This is a genomic window from Pseudomonas sp. FW305-7, assembly GCF_058786735.1.
Genome location: NZ_JBYSZA010000014.1, coordinates 80,576 through 104,110 on the forward strand (window position 1 = coordinate 80,576; position 23,535 = coordinate 104,110).

The 23,535-nt window shown below is 59.4% G+C and carries 18 protein-coding genes; 6 read left to right on the top strand and 12 right to left on the bottom strand.

Annotated elements, in window-relative coordinates; genetic code table 11:
- Positions 1 to 11 precede the first annotated feature (11 nt).
- Positions 12 to 782 (top strand): substrate-binding domain-containing protein, encoded by a 771-nt coding sequence (locus tag AC3WMT_RS17695; protein WP_103305857.1) that lies wholly within the window; start codon positions 12 to 14, stop codon positions 780 to 782.
- On the opposite strand, the gene AC3WMT_RS17700 is transcribed toward AC3WMT_RS17695, so the two are convergent.
- Together AC3WMT_RS17700 and AC3WMT_RS17705 are read right to left on the bottom strand one after the other, a co-directional pair.
- Positions 772 to 1,686, bottom strand: coding sequence for a LysR family transcriptional regulator (locus AC3WMT_RS17700; RefSeq protein WP_103305856.1), 915 nt, complete (start codon positions 1,684 to 1,686; stop codon positions 772 to 774). The two genes, AC3WMT_RS17695 and AC3WMT_RS17700, sit on opposite strands and share 11 nt — an antisense overlap.
- A 124-nt stretch (positions 1,687 to 1,810) precedes the next feature.
- A complete protein-coding gene (locus tag AC3WMT_RS17705) occupies positions 1,811 to 2,854 on the bottom strand; it encodes a hypothetical protein (RefSeq protein WP_103305855.1) in 1,044 nt (347 codons plus the stop codon).
- Positions 2,855 to 3,098: 244 nt separating this feature from the next.
- Between AC3WMT_RS17705 and AC3WMT_RS17710 the strand changes: the two genes are divergently transcribed.
- From AC3WMT_RS17710 to AC3WMT_RS17720, 3 genes are all read left to right on the top strand, one after another.
- Complete coding sequence (locus tag AC3WMT_RS17710) at positions 3,099 to 4,907, top strand: monovalent cation:proton antiporter-2 (CPA2) family protein (RefSeq protein ID WP_103305854.1); 1,809 nt, start codon at positions 3,099 to 3,101, stop codon at positions 4,905 to 4,907.
- Positions 4,908 to 5,088: 181 nt separating this feature from the next.
- Positions 5,089 to 10,212, top strand: coding sequence for an immunoglobulin-like domain-containing protein (locus AC3WMT_RS17715; protein ID WP_492577883.1), 5,124 nt, complete (start codon positions 5,089 to 5,091; stop codon positions 10,210 to 10,212).
- A gap of 862 nt (positions 10,213 to 11,074) precedes the next feature.
- Entirely contained in the window at positions 11,075 to 11,434 is a 360-nt protein-coding gene (locus AC3WMT_RS17720) for a DUF6124 family protein (protein WP_103307221.1), read from the top strand.
- A gap of 462 nt (positions 11,435 to 11,896) precedes the next feature.
- Here the strand turns inward: AC3WMT_RS17720 and hcnC are convergent, their stop codons facing one another.
- From hcnC to AC3WMT_RS17755, 7 genes are all read right to left on the bottom strand, one after another.
- The gene (gene hcnC / locus AC3WMT_RS17725; protein ID WP_103307222.1) at positions 11,897 to 13,156 is read right to left on the bottom strand and encodes a cyanide-forming glycine dehydrogenase subunit HcnC; all 1,260 of its coding nucleotides are present in this window, start codon (positions 13,154 to 13,156) and stop codon (positions 11,897 to 11,899) included.
- Positions 13,149 to 14,558 carry a cyanide-forming glycine dehydrogenase subunit HcnB gene (hcnB, locus tag AC3WMT_RS17730; RefSeq protein WP_103307223.1) on the bottom strand — a complete coding sequence of 470 codons (1,410 nt, stop codon included), beginning with the start codon at positions 14,556 to 14,558 and terminating at the stop codon, positions 13,149 to 13,151. Before hcnB ends, hcnC begins: the two co-directional genes overlap by 8 nt.
- A complete protein-coding gene (locus AC3WMT_RS17735; RefSeq protein WP_103307239.1) occupies positions 14,555 to 14,869 on the bottom strand; it encodes a (2Fe-2S)-binding protein in 315 nt (104 codons plus the stop codon). Before AC3WMT_RS17735 ends, hcnB begins: the two co-directional genes overlap by 4 nt.
- A 241-nt stretch (positions 14,870 to 15,110) precedes the next feature.
- Positions 15,111 to 15,650, bottom strand: a complete 540-nt coding sequence (locus AC3WMT_RS17740) for a hypothetical protein (RefSeq protein ID WP_103307224.1) — start codon at positions 15,648 to 15,650, stop codon at positions 15,111 to 15,113.
- A gap of 137 nt (positions 15,651 to 15,787) precedes the next feature.
- Entirely contained in the window at positions 15,788 to 17,137 is a 1,350-nt protein-coding gene (locus tag AC3WMT_RS17745) for an NHL repeat-containing protein (protein WP_103307225.1), read from the bottom strand.
- A gap of 295 nt (positions 17,138 to 17,432) precedes the next feature.
- Positions 17,433 to 18,374, bottom strand: a complete 942-nt coding sequence (locus AC3WMT_RS17750; RefSeq protein WP_103307226.1) for a hypothetical protein — start codon at positions 18,372 to 18,374, stop codon at positions 17,433 to 17,435.
- Between the two features lie 191 nt (positions 18,375 to 18,565).
- A complete protein-coding gene (locus AC3WMT_RS17755) occupies positions 18,566 to 18,901 on the bottom strand; it encodes a YdcA family protein (protein ID WP_103307227.1) in 336 nt (111 codons plus the stop codon).
- 165 nt (positions 18,902 to 19,066) lie between these two features.
- Between AC3WMT_RS17755 and AC3WMT_RS17760 the strand changes: the two genes are divergently transcribed.
- Both AC3WMT_RS17760 and AC3WMT_RS17765 read left to right on the top strand, forming a co-directional pair.
- Positions 19,067 to 19,750: a response regulator transcription factor gene (locus tag AC3WMT_RS17760; protein ID WP_042559723.1), complete on the top strand. Its 684-nt coding sequence runs from the start codon at positions 19,067 to 19,069 to the stop codon at positions 19,748 to 19,750.
- A complete protein-coding gene (locus AC3WMT_RS17765; RefSeq protein ID WP_103307228.1) occupies positions 19,728 to 21,122 on the top strand; it encodes a sensor histidine kinase in 1,395 nt (464 codons plus the stop codon). The genes AC3WMT_RS17760 and AC3WMT_RS17765 overlap by 23 nt, the downstream gene beginning before the upstream one ends.
- 124 nt (positions 21,123 to 21,246) lie before the next feature.
- Here the strand turns inward: AC3WMT_RS17765 and AC3WMT_RS17770 are convergent, their stop codons facing one another.
- Genes AC3WMT_RS17770 through AC3WMT_RS17780 form a run of 3 tightly spaced genes read right to left on the bottom strand, consistent with a single transcriptional unit; the run spans position 21,247 to position 23,494 of the window.
- Positions 21,247 to 21,657: an SRPBCC family protein gene (locus AC3WMT_RS17770; RefSeq protein WP_103307229.1), complete on the bottom strand. Its 411-nt coding sequence runs from the start codon at positions 21,655 to 21,657 to the stop codon at positions 21,247 to 21,249.
- A 20-nt stretch (positions 21,658 to 21,677) separates the two neighbouring features.
- A complete protein-coding gene (locus AC3WMT_RS17775) occupies positions 21,678 to 22,475 on the bottom strand; it encodes an SDR family NAD(P)-dependent oxidoreductase (protein ID WP_103307230.1) in 798 nt (265 codons plus the stop codon).
- Positions 22,472 to 23,494 carry an aldo/keto reductase gene (locus AC3WMT_RS17780; RefSeq protein WP_103307231.1) on the bottom strand — a complete coding sequence of 341 codons (1,023 nt, stop codon included), beginning with the start codon at positions 23,492 to 23,494 and terminating at the stop codon, positions 22,472 to 22,474. The genes AC3WMT_RS17775 and AC3WMT_RS17780 overlap by 4 nt, the downstream gene beginning before the upstream one ends.
- Positions 23,495 to 23,535 lie beyond the last annotated feature (41 nt).

Genomic DNA, 23,535 nt, shown 5'->3' on the forward strand with positions numbered 1-23,535 from the left:
GAAAACTCGCCATGAAAAAACTGTTTACTGTCACCGCCCTGCTCGCCGGTCTGACGTTCAACCTCGCGGCCCAGGCCGAAGAATTGAGCGTGATGACCTCCGGGGGCTTCACTGCCGCCTACAAGATTCTCGGACCCAAATTCGCCGCCAGCACCGGCAACACACTGACTACCAGCCTCGGCCCGTCGATGGGCAAAGCCCCCGAAGCGATCCCCAATCGCCTCGCGCGAGGTGAACACGCCGACGTGGTGATCATGGTCGGCTACGCCCTCGATGACTTGATCAAACAGGGCAAGGTCGACCCGGCCTCGCGGGTTGAACTGGCAGATTCGCGGATCGGTCTGGTGGTGCGTGAAGGCGCACCGAAACCGGACATCAGCAACGTCGAAGCCCTCAAGCAAACCCTGCTCGGCGCGCAGTCGGTGGCCTACTCCGACAGCGCCAGCGGCGTGTACATCGAGCAGCAGTTGTTCAAGAAACTGGGGATCGAAGATCAACTGAAACCGAAGGCCAAAATGATCCCGAAAATCCCGGTCGGCTCGGTGGTCGCCACGGGCGACTATCAGTTGGGCTTTCAGCAAGTCAGCGAGTTGCTGCCGGTACCGGGGGTGAGTTTTGTCGCGAAGATTCCGGAGTCGGTGCAGTCGGTGACGCGGTTCGCGGCCGGGATTCCGGTGGGTGCGCAACATCCACAAGAAGCCAAGGCGCTGCTCGCTTACCTCGCGGCGCCTGCCGCCCAGACTGACGTGCAAGCCACCGGGCTGGATTCGGTCAAGCGCTAAGAGTCGGCGGCTGGACTTTCATGGCCACCACCAGCCGCTCCAGTTCCAATGCCGCCGGGGTCAACGTGCGATCCCGGCGCTTGATGATGCCGACACTGCGCATCACCTGCGGGTCGGTCAGCGGCACCCGCGTCAGGATCGGATGATCCGGCCCCGGCATTGCCATCAGTGGCACCGCTGCCACGCCCAACCCCGCCTCCACCAGACCGATCATCGTTGTGACGTGACGGGTTTCGCAGATGCTCGGACGCTGCGGCACGACACTGCTCAATGCCTGATCGAGCAGAAAACGGTTGCCGGAAGTCTTGTCCAGCGAGATGTAATCCTGCTGATAAAACTCGTCCCACGTCACGCTGCTGCGCCCGGCCAGCGGATGATCACGGCGACAGGCGACCACGTAGCTTTCCTGCACCAGCGGTTCGAATTCGACTTTGGCTTCCTGAGTGCCCATGAAACTCAAGCCGAAATCGGCTTCGCCATTGACCACCGCACTCAAGACGTCGTGGGCGCTGGAGTCGAGCACCTTGACTTTGATTCGTGGAAATTGCTGGTGATAACGCGCAACGACGCGGGGCATGAAGTAGTACGCGGCGGACGGCACGCAAGCGACGGTGACGTGGCCCAAACGGGTCGAGGCGACTTCGCTGATGCCGAGCAGCGCCACGTCGAGGTCATCGAGCAGTCGTTCGACGCTGGGCATGAAAGCACGTCCGGCCTGGGTCAGACTGACTTTGCGCGTGGTGCGCTCAAACAGTTTCACGCCGAGGGCGTCTTCGAGCTTTTCGATGCGTCGGCTCAGCGCCGGTTGTGACAGGCGCACCGTGTCGGCGGCCTTGCGGAAACTGCCCTGCTCGACCACTGCGCGAAAGGCTTGCAGGTCGTTGAGGTCGAAGTTGATGGCCATGGGCGGACTCGGAGATTGATTCGCAGAGGTTATAAATGTAACCAATTGATGCAATTTGTTACAGCCTCGCCGCGCAGTAAAAACCCGCCACAAGGGCGGGTTTGGGTCATGCCGCGTCAGGCCATCAGCGACGACGGAAACAGGCTCTGTCACTCCAGCCACTCACCGCCAGACAGTTTGGCTCGACCTGCAATTGCAGATCCTCAAACATCGCCGCCAACTCTCCGGGACCGTGCTCGGCCTGCCACTGCACCTTCAGTAAACGCGTGTCAGGGGCGACGTCGAACCACTGAATTTCCTCAGCCGATCCATGCGTGCGCAGGCCAAGTTTCTGCAAGGGGCTGGCGCCGGTATAGGGCTGCGTCAACCGAGCCTGACTCGAGTCGGTCCAGCTCTGCTGCTGAGTCGATCCATCGGCAAACTGCCAATACACGTCGACCGGTTTTATCGGCGGCGCGGGGATCGGATCGTAATGGAACAGCTCGATCAGGTAGTGATTCTGGATACGGCCTTGCTCATCCTCGGGTAAAAATCGTTGCGCATCGGCCAATTTATCTTCCTGCGGCGTGTCGACCACAATGGATTGAAGCTTGGGTTTTTTCCAGTTGAAGCTGAACAGACGCGTGTCGGGCGAGACCTCCAGCCATTGTTTGGGCGCGGTGTCTTTCAGGGCACTGAAGCCGATTTTGCGGATGGTTTTCTGTGGATCGTAAGGCAGCCAGAGTCTGGCCGGGATGCCGGCTTCCAACGGCAAAGGACCGCTGACGCCATGGTCGAACTGAAAATAGACAAAACCCGGTTGGACCTTTGGCGCCTCACGCAAACGGGCATGGCGCATCTCTAAAAGATAGTGATCGCGCCATACGCCAGCGCGCTCATCCGGATAGTGCGTGGCATTTTCTTCCAGCTGCGCCAGGCTGATTTCTCCGGGCTCTTCAAAGGCCAGCGCCTCGGCGGGTTGCGTACTGGCCTGGCTTTCCAGCGTCACGACGTCATCCTCGACGTACCACTTGCCGTTGGCCATGCCGCTGGCGGAACCATATTCGACGCCGGCCTTGAACGTGCCGTCTGCCTGCAACAGCAACTCGGCGCCCATTTCCATGACGCCGGACAGGTAGTAATGCCCGGGCAATGTCGAGGATTCGGCGTTGGCGTCAATTGCGGTCATATATACAAGCCCGGCACACAGCAGGGTTCTAAAATCCATTCCGGAGAAGCTCCTTGTAACGTCACGAAGTATCGAGATGAACCTGACGCTTCGGTTGCACCTTGCGTCGGGGCCCGCACGATACCACCGGACGTGCGCCGCGTGATCAGTGCAACCCGTTCTGCGGCGGGATCTTCTGTGGATCTTGAATCGATTCAGCCCTTATCCTTGTCGCCCCCGCCGTACCGCTGTCAGGAGTCAATCCATGCCCCATGAAGGCAATCTGTTGCAAGCCGCTGTCGTATTTCTGTTCGCCGCGGTGCTCACCGTGCCTTTGGCCAAACGTCTGCAATTGGGCGCGGTGCTGGGTTATCTGTTTGCCGGGGTGATCATCGGCCCGTCGGTGCTGGGCCTGATCGGCAATCCGCAAAGCGTCGCGCATATTTCCGAACTGGGCGTGGTGTTGCTGCTGTTCATCATCGGTCTGGAGCTGTCGCCGCGACGCTTGTGGGTCATGCGCAAATCGGTGTTTGGCGTCGGTCTGGCGCAGGTGTTGTTGACCGCTTCGGTGATTGGCGTGCTGGCGTTGTCGGTGTTCGGCCAGCCGCTGAACAGTGCGATCGTATTGGGGTTGGGTCTGGCGCTGTCGTCCACCGCGTTCGGCCTGCAAAGCCTGGCCGAACGCAAGGAACTGACCAGCCCCCACGGGCGCCTGGCGTTCGCCATTCTGCTGTTTCAGGACATCGCCGCGATCCCGTTGATTGCGTTGGTGCCGATGCTGGCGGGCGGTGATCACACCACCAGCAATGCCGAGAGTCTGAATCACGGTTTGCAAGTGCTCGGCGGGATCGCCGTGGTGGTGGTCGGCGGGCGTTATCTGTTGCGCCCGGTGTTCCGCGTGGTGGCGAAAACCGGCCTGCCGGAAGTGTCCACGGCCACGGCGTTGCTGGTGGTGATCGGCACGGCGTGGTTGATGGATCTGGTCGGTGTGTCGATGGCGCTGGGGGCGTTTCTTGCCGGCCTGCTGCTGGCGGACTCGGAATACCGCCATGAACTGGAAGCGCAGATCGAGCCGTTCAAGGGCCTGCTGCTGGGGTTGTTTTTCATCAGTGTCGGCATGGGCGCCAATCTGAGTCTGCTGCTCAGTGCACCGATCACCGTGTTGGGGCTGACGCTGCTGTTGATCGGTCTGAAACTGCCGCTGTTATTTGTGGTGGGACGCCTGGCCGGCGGCTTGAACAGAATCAGCGCAATTCGCCTCGGCATCGTCCTCGCGGCGGGCGGCGAGTTTGCTTTTGTGGTGTTCAAGATCGGTCGCGATCAGGGCCTGTTCGAGCCGCGCCTGTACGACTTGCTGGTGCTGACCATCACCCTGTCGATGGCGCTGACGCCGTTGTTGCTGTTGATTTGCGCGCGGCTGGTCAGCCCCAAGGTACAGCCCGTGGAAGTGCCCGAGAAATTCCGCGAGATCGACACCGAAACCCCGCGTGTGGTGATCGCCGGCATGGGCCGGATGGGCCAGATCGTCGCGCGGATTCTGCGCGCACAGAACATCAGGTTCGTCGCGCTGGACACCTCGGTGGAAACCATCGAACTGTCGCGCAGCTTCGGCGGGGTGCCGGTGTTCTATGGCGACCCGATGCGCCCGGAAATCCTCAATGCGGCCAAGGTCGGCGAAGCGGAATATTTCGTGATTGCCACGGATGACCCGGAGACCAACATCAAAACCGCCGAGGTGGTGCGCAAGCTCTACCCGCACATGAAAATCATCGCCCGGGCGCGCAACCGTCAACACGTCCACCGCTTGGTCGATGTCGGCGCGGAGGCGATTCGGGAAACCTATTATTCAAGCCTGGAAATGAGCCGACGCACGCTGGTCGGTCTCGGCTTGACCCAGGCGCAGGCCGATGCGCGGATCAAGCGTTTCAAGCACCACGACGAACAAGTCTTGGAGGCGCAACACGCGGTGTACGACGACGCCGCCAAAGTCCTGCAAACCGCCCAAGAAGCCCGGGCGGAGCTGGCGCGGTTGTTTGAGTCGGATCAACTGGAAGAAGAATCGCGCAAAATCTGAGCCCTTCCCGGGCCAGCTCTATGTAAGAGCTGCCGCAGGCTGCGACCTTTTGACCTTCGCTTTTTCGTAATGACCGTTCGTCGAAAAACCCTCCGCACCTGTCAGATCTGACAGGTGCGCTTTTCCTAAATCCCACGTTCAATCACTCCGTCGCCCCCACCATCGACCGGAGCCCGCCGCCATGACCACGTCCCAACATCCGCTAGCCCTCAAACCGCTGTACTTTCCCGCGCTGGTCACCCTGAATCCCGCCGAGCATTACAGCGGTGGCATCCCCATCAGGGCGGTGGAGGACGACCTGCAAGGCATCATTCCCGCCTGGTTCAACATGAGCATTGGCGACAAGGCCGAGGTGTTCTGGGGCAATGCCAATTCGGCAATCTGGAGCAAGACCCTCGACTTCGATATCGAACTCAACAAGGACCTGTCGTTCACCATTCCCAAGGCCCACGTGCTCGACGGCGAGGCCAAGCCGGTGTTTTACCGGATCACCTACAAGAACCAGACGTCGGAAGATTCCAAACCCGAACTGATCCTGCTGGTCAAGCTCACGCGGCCCGGCGAATACGATGACATCGCTGGCGATGACGGCCACTCCGATCTGAAATTTTCCCTCGACCATGACGAGGTTGACCAAAACCTGCCGACCAAGGGCGTGACGATGCGCATCGTGCCCTACCGCAACCTCACCCGCTACGATCGCATCCTCGCTCGCTGGGGCAGTCAGCAGGTCACTCACGTTGTCACGCCGGAACAGGCCCTGGACCCGGTCCGCCATCCAATCGACGTGGTGTTCAGTCGCGCCGTGATCGAGGTCGCAGGTGATGGCCCGGAAGTGGCGGTGGCTTATCAGGTCGTCGATCGCTGCGGCAACTACCCCGACGAGCGTGCGCCGTGGTCGGCCATTCGCAAAGTGCTGGTGGATCTGGGCGGCAATCGACTGAAGGAGCCCTTGGTGCTGGTCAAAGGCCAGCCGACCAACAGCATCAATCTCGACCAACTCGGCGATGACGATGTGGTGGTTCTGGTCAATACCCCGGAGGCTGATTTCAAGGTCGGTGACAAGGTGTTCCTGACCTGGACAGGCACCCCGGCGCAAGGCTCGCAAATCATCGTCGGGCCACTTGAATTGCCCGTCAACTTCGTCGACCTCCCGCTCAAGTTTTCCATTCCCAATGCATCGGTCAGGGCCATCGCCAAGGGCAGCGCCTCGGTAGGCTACATCCGTCAGCGCAGCGGTGCAGCCGACCGTCCTTCGAAAAATGCCAGCGCCACGGTGATTGGTGACATCAGCCAACTGCGCGCCCCTACCGTGGACGAGGCCCCGGGTGGCACCTTGCCGCCAGAGACAACCTGGGCGACTGTGAACATTCCCTGGTATCCCGGTCGCAACAGCAGCGACCAGATCAATCTGATCTGGCAAGCCCAGGCACCGGGTGGTAGCACGGTCTATTACGAAGACCCGCGTCCGGTTGGCGACATCGCGGAAAACCAGCCAGTACTGCGTAGCGTGAGCAATGCCGAAATCCAGCGCTTCAACGGCCTGAACGTCAAGGTTTTTTACATCGTCACCAACAGCGAAACCGCATTACTGAGTGTGCGCGAATCGCTGGTATTCCCGATGCAGGTCGGCGTGCCCTTGCCAACCTTTGACCGACCGGAAGTCGAGGGCGCAGACAATGACGTACTTGATCCGGACAAGGTGCCGCCCACCGGGGCGACGCTGGTGGTGCCGTATTTGGGCACCCGCGACAAGGACCGCGTGACCTGGCGCTGGCGCGGTTCGGCCAGCGGCGGCAGCACCAGCGGCCATATCGACCTGATCCCCGCCACCGCCGGCAAACCTGTACGCATCACCGTAAACAAGCAATACGTGACGGCCAACCTCAACGGCACGGTGGTCGCCGATTACAGCATTCAGCGGGCGGGGGTGATGCTGGGGAATTCGCATGAATTGACGTTGCGTATTGGCACGGCGCTGGATCTGGACGCGCCGAAGATCAAGGAGGCCAATGGCAGCACCAGCCTCAACCCGTTGGCGGCCAAGGACAGCCTGACCGCCATCGTCGACTACACCGGCATGGCCATCGGTGATGACATCGTCGTCACCTGGACCGGCACGCCGCCGAACGGCTCGGACACCTCCGCGAAAAAAACCGTGACCACGCTGGGGCCACAATCGATCGAGCTGAAAAAATCGGTTGTAGCCTTCAACCTGGGCAAAGCGGTGACGGTGAGTTACACCGTGACGCGTGGTGGTGCGCCTGTGCCTTCGAAAGAATTGCCGCTGACGGTGCTGGCGATTCCACAAGAAGATCCGGCATTGGGCAAGCCCTTGATCACGCAAGCGGCGAACAACGGCGAGGGGCCGGAGCTGGACGTCAGAGCCTTGACCGCTAACGCGACCATGCGCATCAACAGCTGGCCGCTGATTGCGCTCAAGCAATACGTCTGGTTGCGGGTGGAAGGCACCAACAAAGACGAAAGCAAATACGACAAGACGTTCTTGCAGCCACCGGGCTCACAGACCAACCAAGGGTGGGTCGACCAAGGCTATTACCTGCACCAGATCCCGCTGGCCGACCTGCAAAACCTGAAAGACGGCTCAGACCTGACCCTGTATTTCAAAGCCGGATTGGGGGGCAGCCAGGACGTGAATGAGGCGGTGAGTTTTCCTGTGCGGAAATATACCGTCAAGGTCGCCTTGACCCAGCCGATCAAACCTTCCATCAAGGAAGCCCCGGGCAGCAGCACACTGAACCCGATCGCCGCCAAGGATCGCTTGACCGTGGTGGTGCCGCAGTACGCCGGCATGGCCAGCACCGACCAGCTCACCGTAACCTGGACCGGCGCTGCCAATACGCCGGCCGGTGGTTCGCACACCTCGGCGGCGGTACCCGTGGGCACCGTAGGCCAGAAAGAAATTGCGATTCCCAATACGGTGGTGGCCTTCAACCTGGGCAAGGCGGTGAAGGTGTTCTACACCGTCACTCGCAACGGTACGCCGACCAAATCCGCCGAGTTTGCCTTAAACGTGCAGGTCATCCCGGCTGGACATGCAGAACTCACCAAACCGACCATCGATGGGGCCGCCGGAGATGTCCTGGATGTCACGGCCTTGCCGGCTGGTGGTAGTACTCGTATCGCACGATGGCCGTTGATTGCCGTGGGACAAACCTTGTGGTTACGGTATTTCGGGACCAACGCCGATGATACGGTTTACACCTCGGCGCCTTATGTGGCGACTCCATTGGCCCAGGGGGGGCTGCCCAATGGCCCAGGACCAATTACCCCCAACCTGCGCGGTTTGAAGGATGGCTCGTCACTGCGGGTGGAATTTAGGGTCGGGTTTGATCGCAATACCGATGAAACCAAGGCCGTGAGTTTTCAACTGCGCTCCTACACAGTCAAGGTCCCCTTGGCAACGCCGATCAAACCTTCCATCAAGGAAGCCCCGGGCAGCAGCACACTGAACCCGATCGCCGCCAAGGATCGCTTGACCGTGGTGGTGCCGCAGTACGCCGGCATGGCCAGCACCGACCAGCTCAGCGTGACCTGGACTGGCGCCAACGGCACTCCGGCCGGGGGCTCGCACACCTCGACGGCGGTTCCCGTGGGCACCGTTGGCCAGAAAGAAATTGCGATTCCCAATACGGTGGTGGCCTTTAACTTGGGCAAACCGGTGAAGGTGTTCTACACCGTCACGCGCAACGGTACGCCGACCAAATCCGCCGAATTTGCCTTAAACGTGCAGGTCATCCCGGCTGGACATGCAGAACTCACCAAACCGACCATCGATGGGGCGCCCAACGACGAACTCGATGCCATCGCCTTAGCCAACGGTGCACTCACCCGAGTTGCGCCATGGCCGCTGATCGCCGCGAATCAAAAGATCTGGCTGCGCTATGTCGGCACCAATGTAGATAATTCGGCATACAAAAAGACCACCTATGAAGGGGCACCGTTGGTCGGTAGTGGCGTGATCCAAGGACCTTACCCAGCGACTCCCGTGGCCGATTTGCGCGGTCTTAAAAATAACACGACGTTGAACATCGAGTTTAAGGTGACCTTTGATGGCAGCACCGATGAATCCAAGGCCGTGACCTTCCCGTCGCGCGTCTACAACGTCAAAGCCGTGCAGGATGTGAAACCGGTGATCAGCACGGTGAAAGACTCCAAGGGTGAAGACATTCCGCATAACGGTGGCACAGTCGATCCGAAGATCAAACTGACCGGCACTGCGGCACCGCTTCAGGAAGTCGAGGTGTTCGACGATAGGGCTTCAAAAGGTAAATACACGGCCAATACCGCTGGCATCTGGACCTGCGATATCACGCTGACCGGTATTGGTACTCGCACGCTCACTGCCAAGGCGCTGTACGGTACGGGGCAGGTATCGCTTGGCAGAATCTTCACACTTTCCAACGCCATCAAGCCAAGCATCACCTCGGTGAAAGACTCCAAGGGTGTGGAGATTCCCGATAAAGGCACCACGCTCGATACCACCGTCAAGTTGACCGGCACCGCAACACCGCGTCTGCGAGTCGAGATCTTGGATGCTGGCTCATCCAAAGGCACAGCGAATGTTGGGTCCAACGGCATATGGGAACATGAAGTGACCGGCCTAAGCCTGGCGGCGCACAGCTTTACCGCCAAGGCGCTATACGCTCCCGGGGAGAGTTCCGCCGCCCGGACATTGACCGTAACCACCCCATTCACCGTGGACACGTCACCGCTTACCCTCGACGGGTTCAATATCTCGATCGCAGGCTCGGGGCTGAACTGGGCACTCTCTGGTAACGACCCCGCCGGAACCTCAGCCAACCGTGGCGCGCAAGGCGGGGTCCGACCTTACACCTATGTATCTTCCAAGCCGCTCATTGCCTCAGTTGATTCGGACGGCACCGTCAGAAGTGAAAGCAATGGCACAGCCACCATCACCGTGCGAGACGATGTCGGCCAGACCAAGCAGTTCGACGTCACGACTCGCAACGTACGCCGATACATATCATCCAAAAATCAGCTGTTAACCCACAACGCATATCTTGCATGGACTCGTACAGTGGGAGGTATACCTATACCCGCCCGCGACTTCTCTTCGCACCTCGCCTTATTGAACATTAAATACGTACGCTCAGCCCCCAAACCAGAACAATTCTGGTGGTGGGGCGAATATTCTTTGCCACCATCAGGGTTCGCCGAAACAAATGCACTCAGGAATTACCCACTCCCCACGCAATGGGGCATTTTAGTCCGGCTAGGGGACGCCAGTGAGTTACAAGGCGTTGCTTTGCTCCCGGCTTAGGAAAATAGCACCTGACGCGGCTATACGAAAAACTTTAATCCACCCCCACTCGTCGTTCCGCGAAAGGCGACGCATGGGGTTGGTTACTTAAACTGGCGTTCTTTCGCAGAACAGCAATTAACATAAGAGGCTATTGGACGGGGTAATACATTCCCATGAACGTGAAGCCCCGTTCAATACGCCCGACATAAGTCCTATGTGAATAGCGTTTCAAATTAAGTTGATCAAAAAGGTTATTGAGCACCCCCTTATAGACACAACTAATTTTCTATTTAAGCCAATACAAACCTAACTATTTATTTTCGGTATAAGCAGAACAGACTTCCCCGCCTAAGCTCTTCTTCTAACGTCTTTAGAAACGGAACACGATCACACTGTTGCAGCGGGCTTGCTCGCGAAGGCGGTGTATCAGTCGGCATTGATGTTGAATGACCCACTGTCCTTGTGAGCAAACCCACTCCACAGGGATTTGTAGCCATTTTGTAAGGGCTGCGATCTTTTGCTTTTAAACAGTCACGTTTAAATGAAACGCCAAGACACGTAATCAGGCTACACATCCTTGCGTAATTGCCTACAGCTACGCCAGAATTCGCCGGCTTGTGCGCTTTGGGGTCGGGTTCTATTGTGGTCCGGTCGCTGACGAATCAGCGATCGGGTTTCGCAGCCCGGATCAATCAAGGCGCACAGCGCTCCCAATCGTTGCTCCAAGATTTATTGCAACGGTGCTTCATGGTGGCTGTGCGCGGGATACCTTCGGGTATGCCGGGTTCCTTGATTCCCGGTCTGCGAACCTGCGTACAGCTGCCACCTCTCTTCGTTTCGCAGCGAAATGTGGCGGCTCCGACAATCAAGGAGTTTCACCATGATCAAACCAACGCCCAACCCACCCGAAACCGATCCCACCTCCCCCTACGAATCCCTCGATTCGAAAAAGCTCAACGAAGCCGCTGACCGGGCCCTTGATCACTACCTCTGCCCGCCCGGGTCCACACCACCGCCCCGTAGAACCCGCAGGATGTACGCCGTTACCGCCGACTTCAAAAACGAGGAGATGCTGGCCGATGCCTTTGAAACACTGGCTTCAGCAAGAACCATCGCCAGTGACTTCGCCCACCTCTTGCCAGCGTCGCAACGCCGGACGCTGTTGGGGATTGCGCAACTGATCATGCTCGGGGAGCTGGCGGTGAATCGGGTGTTGGATAATTTGCAGATTCCGGACTAAGCCCCAGCACAGAACCCCTGTGGCGAGGGAGCTTGTCGAATCGTCGCACCGTCCCGCTCGACTGCGCAGCAGTCGTAAATCCTGAGTACGCGGTATTCCTGTAGGTTTAATTCTCAGGTTTTGGGGCTGCTGCGCAGCCCATCGGGGCGGTGCGACGTTTCGCTGAATCCCCTCACCACAGGTACGCGGTGTTTCTGAAGGATCGAAGTCGCAGGTTTTGGGTCTGCTGCGCAGCCCAGCGGGAGCAAGCTCCCTCGCCACAAGTGCGCGGCTTTTCTGAAAGATTGAATTCTCAGGTTTTGGGGGTGCTGTGCAGATTGTCGGGGCGGTGTGACGGTTTGCCAGATCTGCTCACCACGATGACTGTGTAGGAACTACCGGAGGCTGCGATCTTTTGATTTTGGAGATCAGGATCAAAAGATCGCAGCCTTCGGCAGCTACAGGGGGGTCACAGGGGGTTGGTCAGGCTGGTTCCAGCTCGGGTGCTAGCTTGACCGGGGCCTTCTCGAAGCGGTCTGCGAGGAATGGCGTGATATCCAGCGGCAGCGGTTCGTCATTGACCAGTTTGTCCAGCAGCACACCGGTAATCGCCGAGGTCAAAATGCCGGTGCGGAAGTGGCCGCAGGCATTCAAATAGCCCTCCACGCCACGCATCGGACCAAGAATCGGCAATTCATCCGGCGAGCCCGGGCGCAGGCCGGCCCATGTGCGTTTGAGGTTGACGTCTTTGAGCTCCGGCAAGCAGCGCACCGCGCCCTGCACCAGCCCGGCGATTTCCGGGTAGGTGGTGGTGACGTCGAAGCCTTTGTCTTCGGTGGTGCTGCCGATCAGGATCTCGCCGTTGTCCTTTTGCGCCACGTAGCAGTCGCTGGTGGTCAGGCAGCCGTTGAGGATTTTCGGCATGCGCTCGGTCAGCAGGATCTGGCCTTTGACCGGTTTCACCGGAATGCGGATGCCGGTCGCCCACTCGCTCAAGTCTGCCGCCCAGGCACCACCGGCGTTGATCAGTGTCTTGCAGTGGAACACGCCCTCCTCGGCCGTCTGTACGCCGGTCACCCGTGTGCCGTGATGCAACACGCCGGTGACGTTGGTGTTGACGAAGATATCCACGCCGTTCTGCCGCGCACCTTCCATGTAGGCATCGGCGAGTCGGAACGGGCTGACCTGGTGGTCGCAGAGAAACTCCAGCGCCCCACGGGCTTCATGGCTGACGCTCGGTTCGGATTCGCGCAACGCGGCCTGATCGAGCCAGCGCACCTGATCGGCGAGGTGCGGGATGCAGCCGACGATGTGCTCGGCGTAGAGCCGATCCTCGTCGTCATAAATCACGAATTTCAGCCCGGTCTTTTCGAACTTGAAATCCATGCCGTGGTTGTCTTGCAACTCACGGTGCAGCTCTGGGTACAGCGCGTTGGACTGCAAGGCGAAATCGAAGAATGACTCCGGCAGGATGTGCGGTGTGCTGGCGTCCACGGCCACCGCCGCGCCCTGGGTTTCGCGCTTGCGGTTGGCGGACATCATGCGGAAGAAAATCACTCCGCAGCCAAGGCCGACCGACTCGCCGATCGCCCACAGACCGCCGGCCGAAGCACGGGTTGCATTGCCCGGGCGCTTGGCGTCGATAAGCGCGACTTTGAGGTTTTTGCGTTTGGACAATTGATAGGCGCAGGACGCCCCGATCACGCCGCCGCCGGCGATGACCACATCGTAGAACTTACTCATGGGAAGCGGCCTCCGTGCCGACGGACTGGAACGCGGAAAAAGGGATCGGATCAATCGGGAAACGCGGGCGCAGCCAACCGACGTCCTTGCGTCCGGTGGCCTGGCGCAGACGGTCGCTGCAATAGCCGACGCACATCCGCCCCTGACAATCGCCCATGCTCACGCGGGTGCGCATCTTCAGGCTGGCGATGTCTTGCACGCCCTGCTCCAGCGCCCGGTCAATGTCGGCGCGGGTCGCGTGTTCGCAGCGGCAGATTACCGTGTCGGCGGCCGGCAATGCGGTCTGGCCGACGCCGCGTTCGGTGTAGCGGTCCACGGCTGCGCGGAAACGCACGATGGCTTTCAGTTTGCCCAGATAGCGGTCGCGGCGAACGCGGGCCAGGTCTTCTTCCAGCACACCGCGTTGCAACAGGATCGAGGTCGCGGCGATCCTGCCGGCCAGCATCGCTGCTTCACCGCCGCATATCCCGCCCATGTCACCGGCCAGATGCACGTGAGGTTCGTTGCTTTGCTGCCAGATGTTCGCGTTGGCGCGCAGATAGCCGTCGTCGCTGAAGCCGTGATCGAGGCCCATTTGCTGACTGAGCTGGGTGCGCGGGATGAAGCCGTAACCGACGGCCAATGTCTGCGCTTCAAAACGCTCGACGCGGGTCAGGTCCGGCTCCCACTTGTCCGAGTACGGTGCGACGCTGACGCTTTTCAGTTCACCCTCGCCATGCGCCTCGACCACGCCCCAGCCGTAGTTCATCGGGATGCCGTGCAGTTTCAGGTAGGCGAGCATGCTCAAGCCGTCGAGGAACAATTGCGGCTTGTTCAGCAGCGCCAGGCTTTCGCGGGCAATCTTGCCGAACGCACAGGCTTCATACACGCCCGCAACCTTGACGCCGGATGCATGCAGTTGCGTCGCCACCAGCGGCAGCAACGGGCCGGTGCCGGCGATGATCACCGGCCCTTGCGGCTTGACCACGCCACTCTTGATTTGCAATTGCAGGCCGCCGAGCAGAATCACCCCGGGCAGCGTCCAGCCAGGAAACGGCACGCTGCGTTCGTGACAACCGGCGGACAACAGCAGTTGCGAATATTCGTACTCGTGCAGTTGCTCGTCGCCGTCCAGCACCACCAGGGCACGGGTGCCTTCGGCGCCGACCACGCGATGATTGAGGTGCACATCGATCAGGCCGGATTGCTCCTGGAATTCGCCGTGCAGTTTGCCCAGCGCTTCGGAATAACGCGGCCCGAGATAATCCAGTTGCACGCCGTCACGCAGCGGGCCGCGATAGACCACACCGCCCAGGCGCGAAGCCTCTTCGAGCAACGTGCAGCGCACGCCGTGGCGGGCCAGTTCGATGGCCGCCACCATACCCGCCGGGCCACCGCCGACGATTACCGGTTGCAGGCTCATACGACCTCCTGCCCGGCGATGCGGTTGACCTGGGTTTCGATGTGCATGCCGTCGCGCACCACGGTCTGGCAGGCGCGGCGTTTGTGCCGGCCGTTGATTTTCACCAGACAGCACTGGCACACGCCCATGCCGCAGTAGGCGCCGCTGATCTGGTCATGGTCGTTGCGGGCGATCTGGCGCACGCCGAGGGACTGAATCACGCTGAGGACCGTTTCGCCAATGGCGGCGGTGACCGGTTGACCGTTGATATGGACAGTCATATCCGCCTGCGCCAACGGCTGGATATCGAAGGTTCTTTCTAGGCAGTGCATTGCGGTGTTCATCCGTGAAAAGGTTCAGGGGAGTGTCGCGTCAGCTCCTTGCTGCACTACACCTTGCGGCCCGTTTAATTCTTCGATCGGGCGGGCTCGCGGGGTACTCCGTCAGCGCTACAAGATGCGCGCGAGGACAATGTAGTTCATGTCCCGGCTAAGGCTTGGATCATTTACGTTAGGCGAGATTGCCAACGGAAATATTGATCCAGGCCAGTGAAACGGTCGGATTGTTCAACGATCAGTTGGAAAAGACAAACTGGCCCTTGATCTTTTTTGGCCCGATAAGGGCGAGGTCCGGGAACAGCAGCGATTTGACCCACGCGGCGTAGAACATCATGGCCAGCGTGAAAGCCACGCCGACCACTGTTGACACGGGTTCTTCGCTGTAGCCGACAAACAGGCGCGGAACCTGACTCATCGTGAAAGTTATGTAGATCGTGTAAACCAACGCGATCCCTTTGTAGAAGCCCCATGCAAAAAACAGCGGAATGGCACCGGCAATCAGCACGATGGCCACCGCCATTGCGACGCCGCCCTCGTTGATTTGCACCAGCCCGGCGAGCATCCCGAGCAGCCCGAGAATAGCCGTCAGCACCACCAGAACAGTGACTTTGAGCGAATGGCGTTTTCTCAGGGCCGGATCCAGACGACTACCGATCCAGGCCGCCAGCACGCGATCCTTGACCTTGCCCCCCGACAGCGCCTTGAAGGTTTCGCTCTTCGAGCGGCCAGCGTCGAGCATTTCCACCAGTCGCCGCTTGATTTCCTTCTTGTCCAACGTGCTCATCCTTAACTACCAGCGAAAGCGGCCCATCCACTTTCGCTGGCGATTCTCGCCGCTGCTCCGGCAGAAATCAAAAAGCCGCTTCCACCAGAGCGAAAGCGGCCAGAGCACACACCCGGCATCGTACTGCGTCAAACCAGATAGCGTATGACCCAGCCCCCAATCAAAGGTCCCACCCAAGGATCGAGTTCGTGAAAACCACACGCAATGATTCGTCCATCCTCCATCACGCTCATGCTCTTGTAATAGCTCGTCTTTTCTTTATCGGCGAAAACGGCAAACCCTGTTCCATTAAATGCTGGATCCAGAGATCCGTCAGCCCGATAGCGAGCAACTACGCAGCTGTCACCACCGTTGATAAGTCCACCGCTACCATGTCCCCCGACGACAATTGATCCATCTGTGTGCGCCACGCAGTTTTTCCAATGAGTACCCGACTCCAGCAATGGCGAATACAACGGTTTCCCGCCGTTAAAGACCAGATTGAAGTGGCCATTGGCATTGAGCACTACCAGCGCCCCTTGCACGACGCCCACGGGGGATGCGGCACCGGCGGCGACGATCAGGCCATCGCTTTCCCTGACCGATACAGCGTTGAGTTCCTCCCAGCGGGTTTTCAGTTTGAAAACCTCACCGCCATTGAATGTGCTATCGATACGCCCGAACGCATCGAAACGCGTCAGATATCCACCTTGAAGTCCCGGTTGGTCGTCGTTATATCGGCCACAGACGAGAATCTTTCCGTCTGACTGAATGGCGACACCCAAGGCAAAATTGGAACTGTTGCCGAACTCGATCAGGGCAAATCCGTGGTCATTGAATGTCTTGTCGCTGGACCCGTCGGCGTTGAGTCGCAGAACAATGCCACGCCACTTCTCGGTCTCATAGTTATAGAGATAGAAGACCACGACAATTTTGCCGTCGGACTGCTGGGCCATGGAAACGCTTGATGCCGCATTCGCCTGTGAAGAAAAGGCTTTCTTCCAACGCTGCGAGCGTGATTTCAGATGAGTGGATGTACCTGAATCAGGCTTATCCATTTGATCGAAACGTAGGTAACGAACACCTTTTTCAGCGAAAGACTGATCTTGCTGCCCGTCAGAAAGACAGCGTACAAGCGCAATACCCTCTACACCAACGTCTTCTCGCTCATAGGTGCCCCGCAACAGCCATGCGCCATCCTCCAGGAGGCTGAGCCCGATAACATGCGCCATGATTGCGTTTTCCAGAGCGATTTCTATAAACCCCTTTCCCCCGCCGAATTGAGTGTCCAGCGTTCCGTCCTCGTGGAATCGGGCAACGGTGGCCGGGCCATACAATTCAAACGGGTAAAACCCAACCAGAGTCTTTTTGTCCGGCAGTGCCAAAACGGCTACCGCCTCAAGATCAGGCAATCCGTTCAATGGAAACGTTAAAACCCCCGCATCAGCAAAAGCAGGATCAAGCGTTCCTGCGCTTTCAGGTCTCAACCGCGTATTCATGTCCAGTTCCTCGAAGCAGAATCTGAATAAACGTCGTGTTCATTCATGCCTCGATTGCAGCAGTACCCTCACGCAACAACACCTGTCAGAAATACTAGTTCGACTACCCGTTGAAGCCAAATTGATGACCCGCCGAGCCATACATGAAAAAGCCGCTTCCACCCGAAGGTGGAAGCGGCCGAGGCAAGAGGCCCCAATAGAGCAATCAGTGCACGAACAGGGCGATCAGGATGATGATCGGGATCGGTACGCCGAGGAAAAACAGCAGTAATGAGCGCATGGTGATTCTCCCTATTTAACGGACTGGAGGCAGTGTGGTGGTAGCGGTATAGGTTTCGACCTCGACGTACTCGACCGCATCGCGACGACGACCGCCGAAAGTAGCGGCGAGGCTGGCAAAGAACGCACCGGCCAGAAGCGCGATGAACATCCACAGCGAGGTCCAGGCAGCGACTTTCGCAGCGGTATCGGCCGCTTGCTGGGCTTTCAGCTTGGCGTCGGCAATGGCTTTCTGAGTGCGGGCGTAAACCTCATCGACACGACGTTCGGCATCGGCTTGGCTCAGATTGGTCCGTTGCGCGACGAGCTGAGCGAGGTAGGTGCGGTCTTCAGCGCTGAGCTGACCGTTGGCCAGGCTCTGAGCGAAGATCCGCGCCACTGCGCCATGGGCCGCGTCATCGCTGACGGACGCCGGACGATCATCGCGGAACAGGTTGTCGATGTAGTAACCGTACTGGTTGCTGTCGGTGTTGGCCGCTGCAGTACCGGCTGCTTGTGTCACAGCACTGGCTGCACCGCCGGCGACACTGGCACCGGCCTGAACGCCACCGCTGATGACGCTGCTGACCGAACCGACCACCAGAATCGCGGTGACCAGTGTGGCCACGCACCAGGCAAGGAAGCCATGGGCGGTATCACGGAAATACACTTCATCACCATGCATGTTCGCCCACTTCACTCGCAGGCGACCGGCAATGTAGCCACCCAGCCCGGAAGCGATGATTTGCGTCGCCGCCAGCCAGACAATCGTCGAAATGCCCAGGCCCTTGGCGCTGATGCCCTCCCCGGCCCATGGCGAAACGGCAGAGAAACCCAGACCGAAGCCAAGCAGCACCAGAATCATCGACAAGGCAGCGGCGGCCGCCGCACCGGCGAAGATCGCGCCCCAGGACACGCCTGAGACGTTGCTCGACTCTCCTTCGTAGGCAGGATAAAACCCATCAGAGGATCTATTCATTGTTGTAGTGCTCCAGGCATGAAAAATGGTGTTACAACTCGTCGCAAGATGAATTGCAGTGACCGTGCCAGTCGCCAACATTTAATAAATCGTTATTTTTCAATCAATTAGAAAAGATGAACTTCTTAGGACATTGCAAATTGCAACAAGAGGCGTTTTGCAGCGGGTTTTATGCATTGGCACAAAGCCGATCACTTACGCCTGTAGCTCTTGTTACCGCTGGGTGTCAGGCAATAGACGCCACCCCGTGGGCCAGTGCAAAACGAGCCCGTGCCACAGGCACAGCCATCGTTGCTTTGAAGAAGGTTTTGCGGGCGAACCTGACGCTCGTTGCCGAACATGGCTGCGCAGCTTTTCTTCGACCCGCTGATGGACCCGTCATTGCACAGGAACAGATCGCCGTCGCAGCGAGCAATACCGCCCTTTTTGCCGGAACAGGGCGTATTGGCGGCAAAGGTCGAAGTGCTCAGCAGAGCGAGTAATAAAGCGGTAATTGGCATCCAGCCACGGCGAATCAAGATACGCACGGAACCACTCCTGCTTGAAGTTATGGCCAGATGATATCAATGTTTCGACAAATTTATTTCCAGGTCACGTGAATGCCAGCTACAACATGAAAGTTAATTTAAAGCGTCACGGAAATTTCTTGGCAAAATGCTGCCATTCCGTTTGAACCGATCAAGGCCAGCCCTATGACGCGTATTTTGACCATCGAAGACGACGCCGTGACCGCCCGGGAAATCGTCGCCGAACTGAGCAGCCACGGCCTCGACGTGGATTGGGTCGACAATGGCCGCGAAGGCCTCGACCGTGCCGTGAGCGGCAATTACGACCTGATCACCCTCGACCGCATGCTGCCGGAGCTGGATGGTCTGGCCATCGTCACCACGCTGCGCACCATGGGCGTGGCTACGCCGATCCTGATGATCAGCGCCCTTTCCGATGTCGACGAGCGCGTACGCGGCTTGCGCGCAGGCGGCGATGACTACCTGACCAAACCGTTTGCTACCGACGAGATGGCCGCACGGGTCGAAGTGTTGCTGCGCCGGCAGAACAGCGGCGCCACCCAGGCCACCACGTTGCAGGTGGCGGATCTGCAGCTGGACTTGATCAGCCATGAAGCACGCCGCGCCGAACAGGTGCTGACGCTGCTGCCGACCGAGTACAAACTGCTGGAATTCCTCATGCGCAACAGCGGCCAGATCCTCTCGCGGATGATGATTTTCGAAGAGGTCTGGGGCTATCACTTCGACCCTGGCACCAATCTGATAGACGTACACATCGGGCGTCTGCGCAAGAAAATCGACGCGGCGGGCAACGTGCCGCTGATTCGCACGGTACGGGGCTCGGGTTATGTCATTGCCGAACCCGTCTGACGGTTGGCGTTCCTCCAGCAGCCGTTTGCTGGCGCTGTACAGTTCGTTGTTTGTGGCCTGGAGCGCGATCCTCATGGGGGTCATGTATTACGAGGTCTCCGGCTACCTCGACAACCTCGCCAAACATTCGCTGATGCAACGTCAGCATCTGTTCTCGCACTTTCGTGGCGAGCAACTGGAAGAAGCCCTCGCCGCGAGCATGACCTTCGACATTCGCGGCATCGACGCCTATGGCCTGTTCGATGCCGAGGGCGTTTACCTCGGCGGCGCACTCCAGCAGATCCCCGATGGCCTGCCGCTGGACGGCAAGATTCACATGCTCGCCGACTGCGCCAACTCCGATGACCCGACCTTGCCCAATGACAGCTGCGACGCCGTCGCCACGCAGACCCGCGATGGGCGCTGGCTGGTGTTGCTGCGTGACAACGGTTCACTGTTCGCGGTGACGCGAATCATTTTGCATGCGCTGTTCTGGGGGGTGTCGCTGACGATTCTGCCAGGCATTGCCGGTTGGCATTTGCTGCGGCGCCGGCCGTTGCGGCGCATCCGCGCGATTCAGGCGAGTGCGCAGTCGATTGTCGCCGGCGACCTGACTCACCGATTGCCGCTGTCCAACCGCCGCGATGAACTGGACATGCTCGCCGCCATCGTCAACGCCATGCTCGAGCGCATCGAGCGTTTGATGAATGAAGTCAAAGGCGTGTGCGACAACATCGCCCATGACTTGCGCACACCGCTGACTCGTCTGCGTGCGCAGCTGTATCGCATGCAGCAGCAGGCGGGCGAAGGCTCGCAAGAGGCGGCGCAACTGGATCTGGTGCTGGCCGAGGCGGATACGCTGATGGCGCGGTTTCGTGGCTTGCTGCGGATTTCCGAGCTGGAGGATCGCCAGCGTCGCTCGGGGTTTGTCGAGCTTGATCCGGTGTTGTTGCTACAGGAATTGCACGAGTTTTACCTGCCGCTGGCCGAGGAAGGCGAGCTGCGTTTCGAGTTGAACATGCCGGAGACATTGCCGCCGCTCAATGGCGACCGGGCCTTGCTGTTTGAAGCGCTGGCGAATCTGCTGAGCAACTCGATCAAATTCACCCCACCCGGCGGCACGGTGATCTTGCGCGGGGTGAATGACGCCGGGCATACGCGGATTGAAGTCCACGACTCCGGGCCGGGCATTCCGGAATCCGAACGTGAAGCGGTGTTTCAGCGTTTCTATCGGGCCGAGGGCGGACAGCCGCACAGCGGCTTTGGCCTAGGGTTGTCGATTGTCGCGGCGATTGTCAGCCTGCATGGCTTCACGCTTGAAGTGAGCAGCAGTGACCTGGGTGGGGCGAAACTGGTGCTGGATTGTCGGCAGAGTTTGATCTCGCAATCTTGAAAACACCGCGGAACCCTGTGGGAGCTGGCTTGCCAGCGATGGTGGTGGGTCAGTCGGTATAAATGTTGACTGGACCACCGTCATCGCTGGCAAGCCAGCTCCCACAGTTTTTTGTGATGGCTGATTAAGCCGGGTAATTGGCGCGCAGTGCTTCGAGGCCGCCCTGGTAGATGCCGTTGAACAGCGCCACCACTTCTTCATCGCTCACGCCGTTGGCCGTGAAGCGTCCTGACCAGGTCACTCGTGCGCCCTGCCCCTGAGCTTCAACCTTGATCGTCGCCAGATAGTCAGTGGCCGGAAACGGTGCCTGTTCAATCGAATAGCTGTAGCTCTTCGCTGCGTTGTCGAACGCTTGCAGGCGCTCGATCACCACGCCGCCATCGGCGGTTTGCAAAGTACGCACGCGGCCGCCGTCGCTCAGCTCGCTGTGGGGAATGAACGGCAGCCAGTCCGGCAGCGTGTTGAAGCCGCCGATCAATTGCCAGACCTGATCGGCCGAAGCCGGAATGTCGATAGTTGCGGATGCAGTTGCCATAAAAATCTCTCTTCAAATACTCAAATGGTCAGGCTGTCTACCACACCGCCATCAACGCGCAAAGCGGCGCCGGTGGTGGCCGAGGACAGCGGCGAAGCAATGTAGGTCACCAGATGCGCAACCTCTTCGACATCCGCCACGCGCTGAATGATCGAGGTCGGCCGGGCCCTGCGCACAAAAGCGTCAGCCTCGTCGCGCAAGCTGCGGCCAGACTCGGCGGCGGCGTCCTTGAGCATCGCCTCGACACCGTCGGTGTAGGTCGGCCCCGGCAGGATCGAGTTGACCGTAACCCCGGTGCCCGCCAGGCGTTTGGCCAGACCGTGGGACACCGCCAGATTGGCGCTTTTGGTCACGCCGTAGTTGATCATGTCGGCCGGTGTCGCCACGCCGGATTCCGAAGACAGGAAGATCACCCGCCCCCAACCCTGCTCGACCATCGCCGGCACGTAATGCCGCGACAGGCGCACGCCGGAGATCACGTTGACTTCATAGAAGCGCGTCCACTCCTCGTCGGCTGCGTCGAAGAAATCCACGTTGTTGTAGATGCCGAGGTTGTTCACCAGGATGTCGGCTTTCGGCTCGGCAGCGAACAGCTTCTGCGCGCCTTCGGCGGTACCGAGATCGGCGGTCAAACCGCGCAATTGTGCGCCCGGCACTTTCTCGCGAATGCTCGCCAGTGCCTGCTCGACCTTGGCCGTGTCGCGGCCAATCACCACCACCGTGGCGCCGGATTCGGCCAGCGACTGGCTGATGCCCAGACCGATACCGGCCGTGCTGCCGCTGACGATGGCCAGTTTTCCACTCAGATCAATCTTCATGCTTTCACCTCATCGATGGGTAATGGTGCGCGTTCGGAGACCAGTTTTGCCTCACGCATGGCCTGCCAGAAACCGGCGGGAATGGTGGCTGACAGCGCCGCGACGTCTTCGGCGATGCGGCCCGGCTTGCTCGCACCGGGAATGACAGCGGCGACCGCCGGGTTGGCCAATGAGAATTGCAGTGCGGCGGCTTTTACGTCGACGTTAAAAGTAGCGGCGATGCGCTGGATCTGCCCGACTTTGGCGATGACTTCAGGGCTGGCTTTCTGGTATTCGAAGTGCGCACCACCGGCCAGAATCCCCGAGCTGTAAGGACCGCCGACGACGATTTCGACGTTTTGCGCCCGCGCCGACTCCATCAAGCGTTGCAACGGACGTTCATGGTCGAGCAGCGTGTAGCGACCGGCGAGCAGGAAGCCATCGGGCTGTGCTTCGGTCAGATCCAGCGTCAGTTCACAGGGCTCGACCTTGTTGACACCCAGGCCCCAGCCCTTGATCACGCCCTCTTCGCGCAGACGCGTCAGCACTTTGAACGCGCCGGTGCGGGCCTGATTGAAGTATTCCAGCCACTGATCGCCGTAAAAGTCCTGAGCGATGTCGTGCACCCAGACGATGTCGAGGCGATCGGTTTGCAGGCGCTTGAGGCTGTCTTCAATCGAGCGCAGGGTCGCGTCGGCGCTGTAGTCGTTGACGATCTTGTTCGGGCGGCCGTGTTCGAACACCCCGCTCTTTTCGCCGAGGTCGCGGGCCGCCGCGTCTTCGACTTCATCGAGAATCACCCGGCCGACTTTGCTGCTCAGGACATAGTCGTCACGGTTGTACTGTTTCAGCGCTTCACCGAGGCGGATCTCCGACAGGCCCGAGCCATAGAACGGCGCGGTGTCGAAATAACGAACGCCGGCCTCCCATGCCGCATGCACGGTGGCCTGCGCTTCGTCTTCGAGAATGGCGCGGAACATGTTGCCCAGTGGCGCGGTGCCGAAGCCCAGTTGACCGGGCAGTTTGTCTTTCAAACTCATTGGATTGTCCTCATTCGTTCTTGGTCTGTGTGACCGTTGAG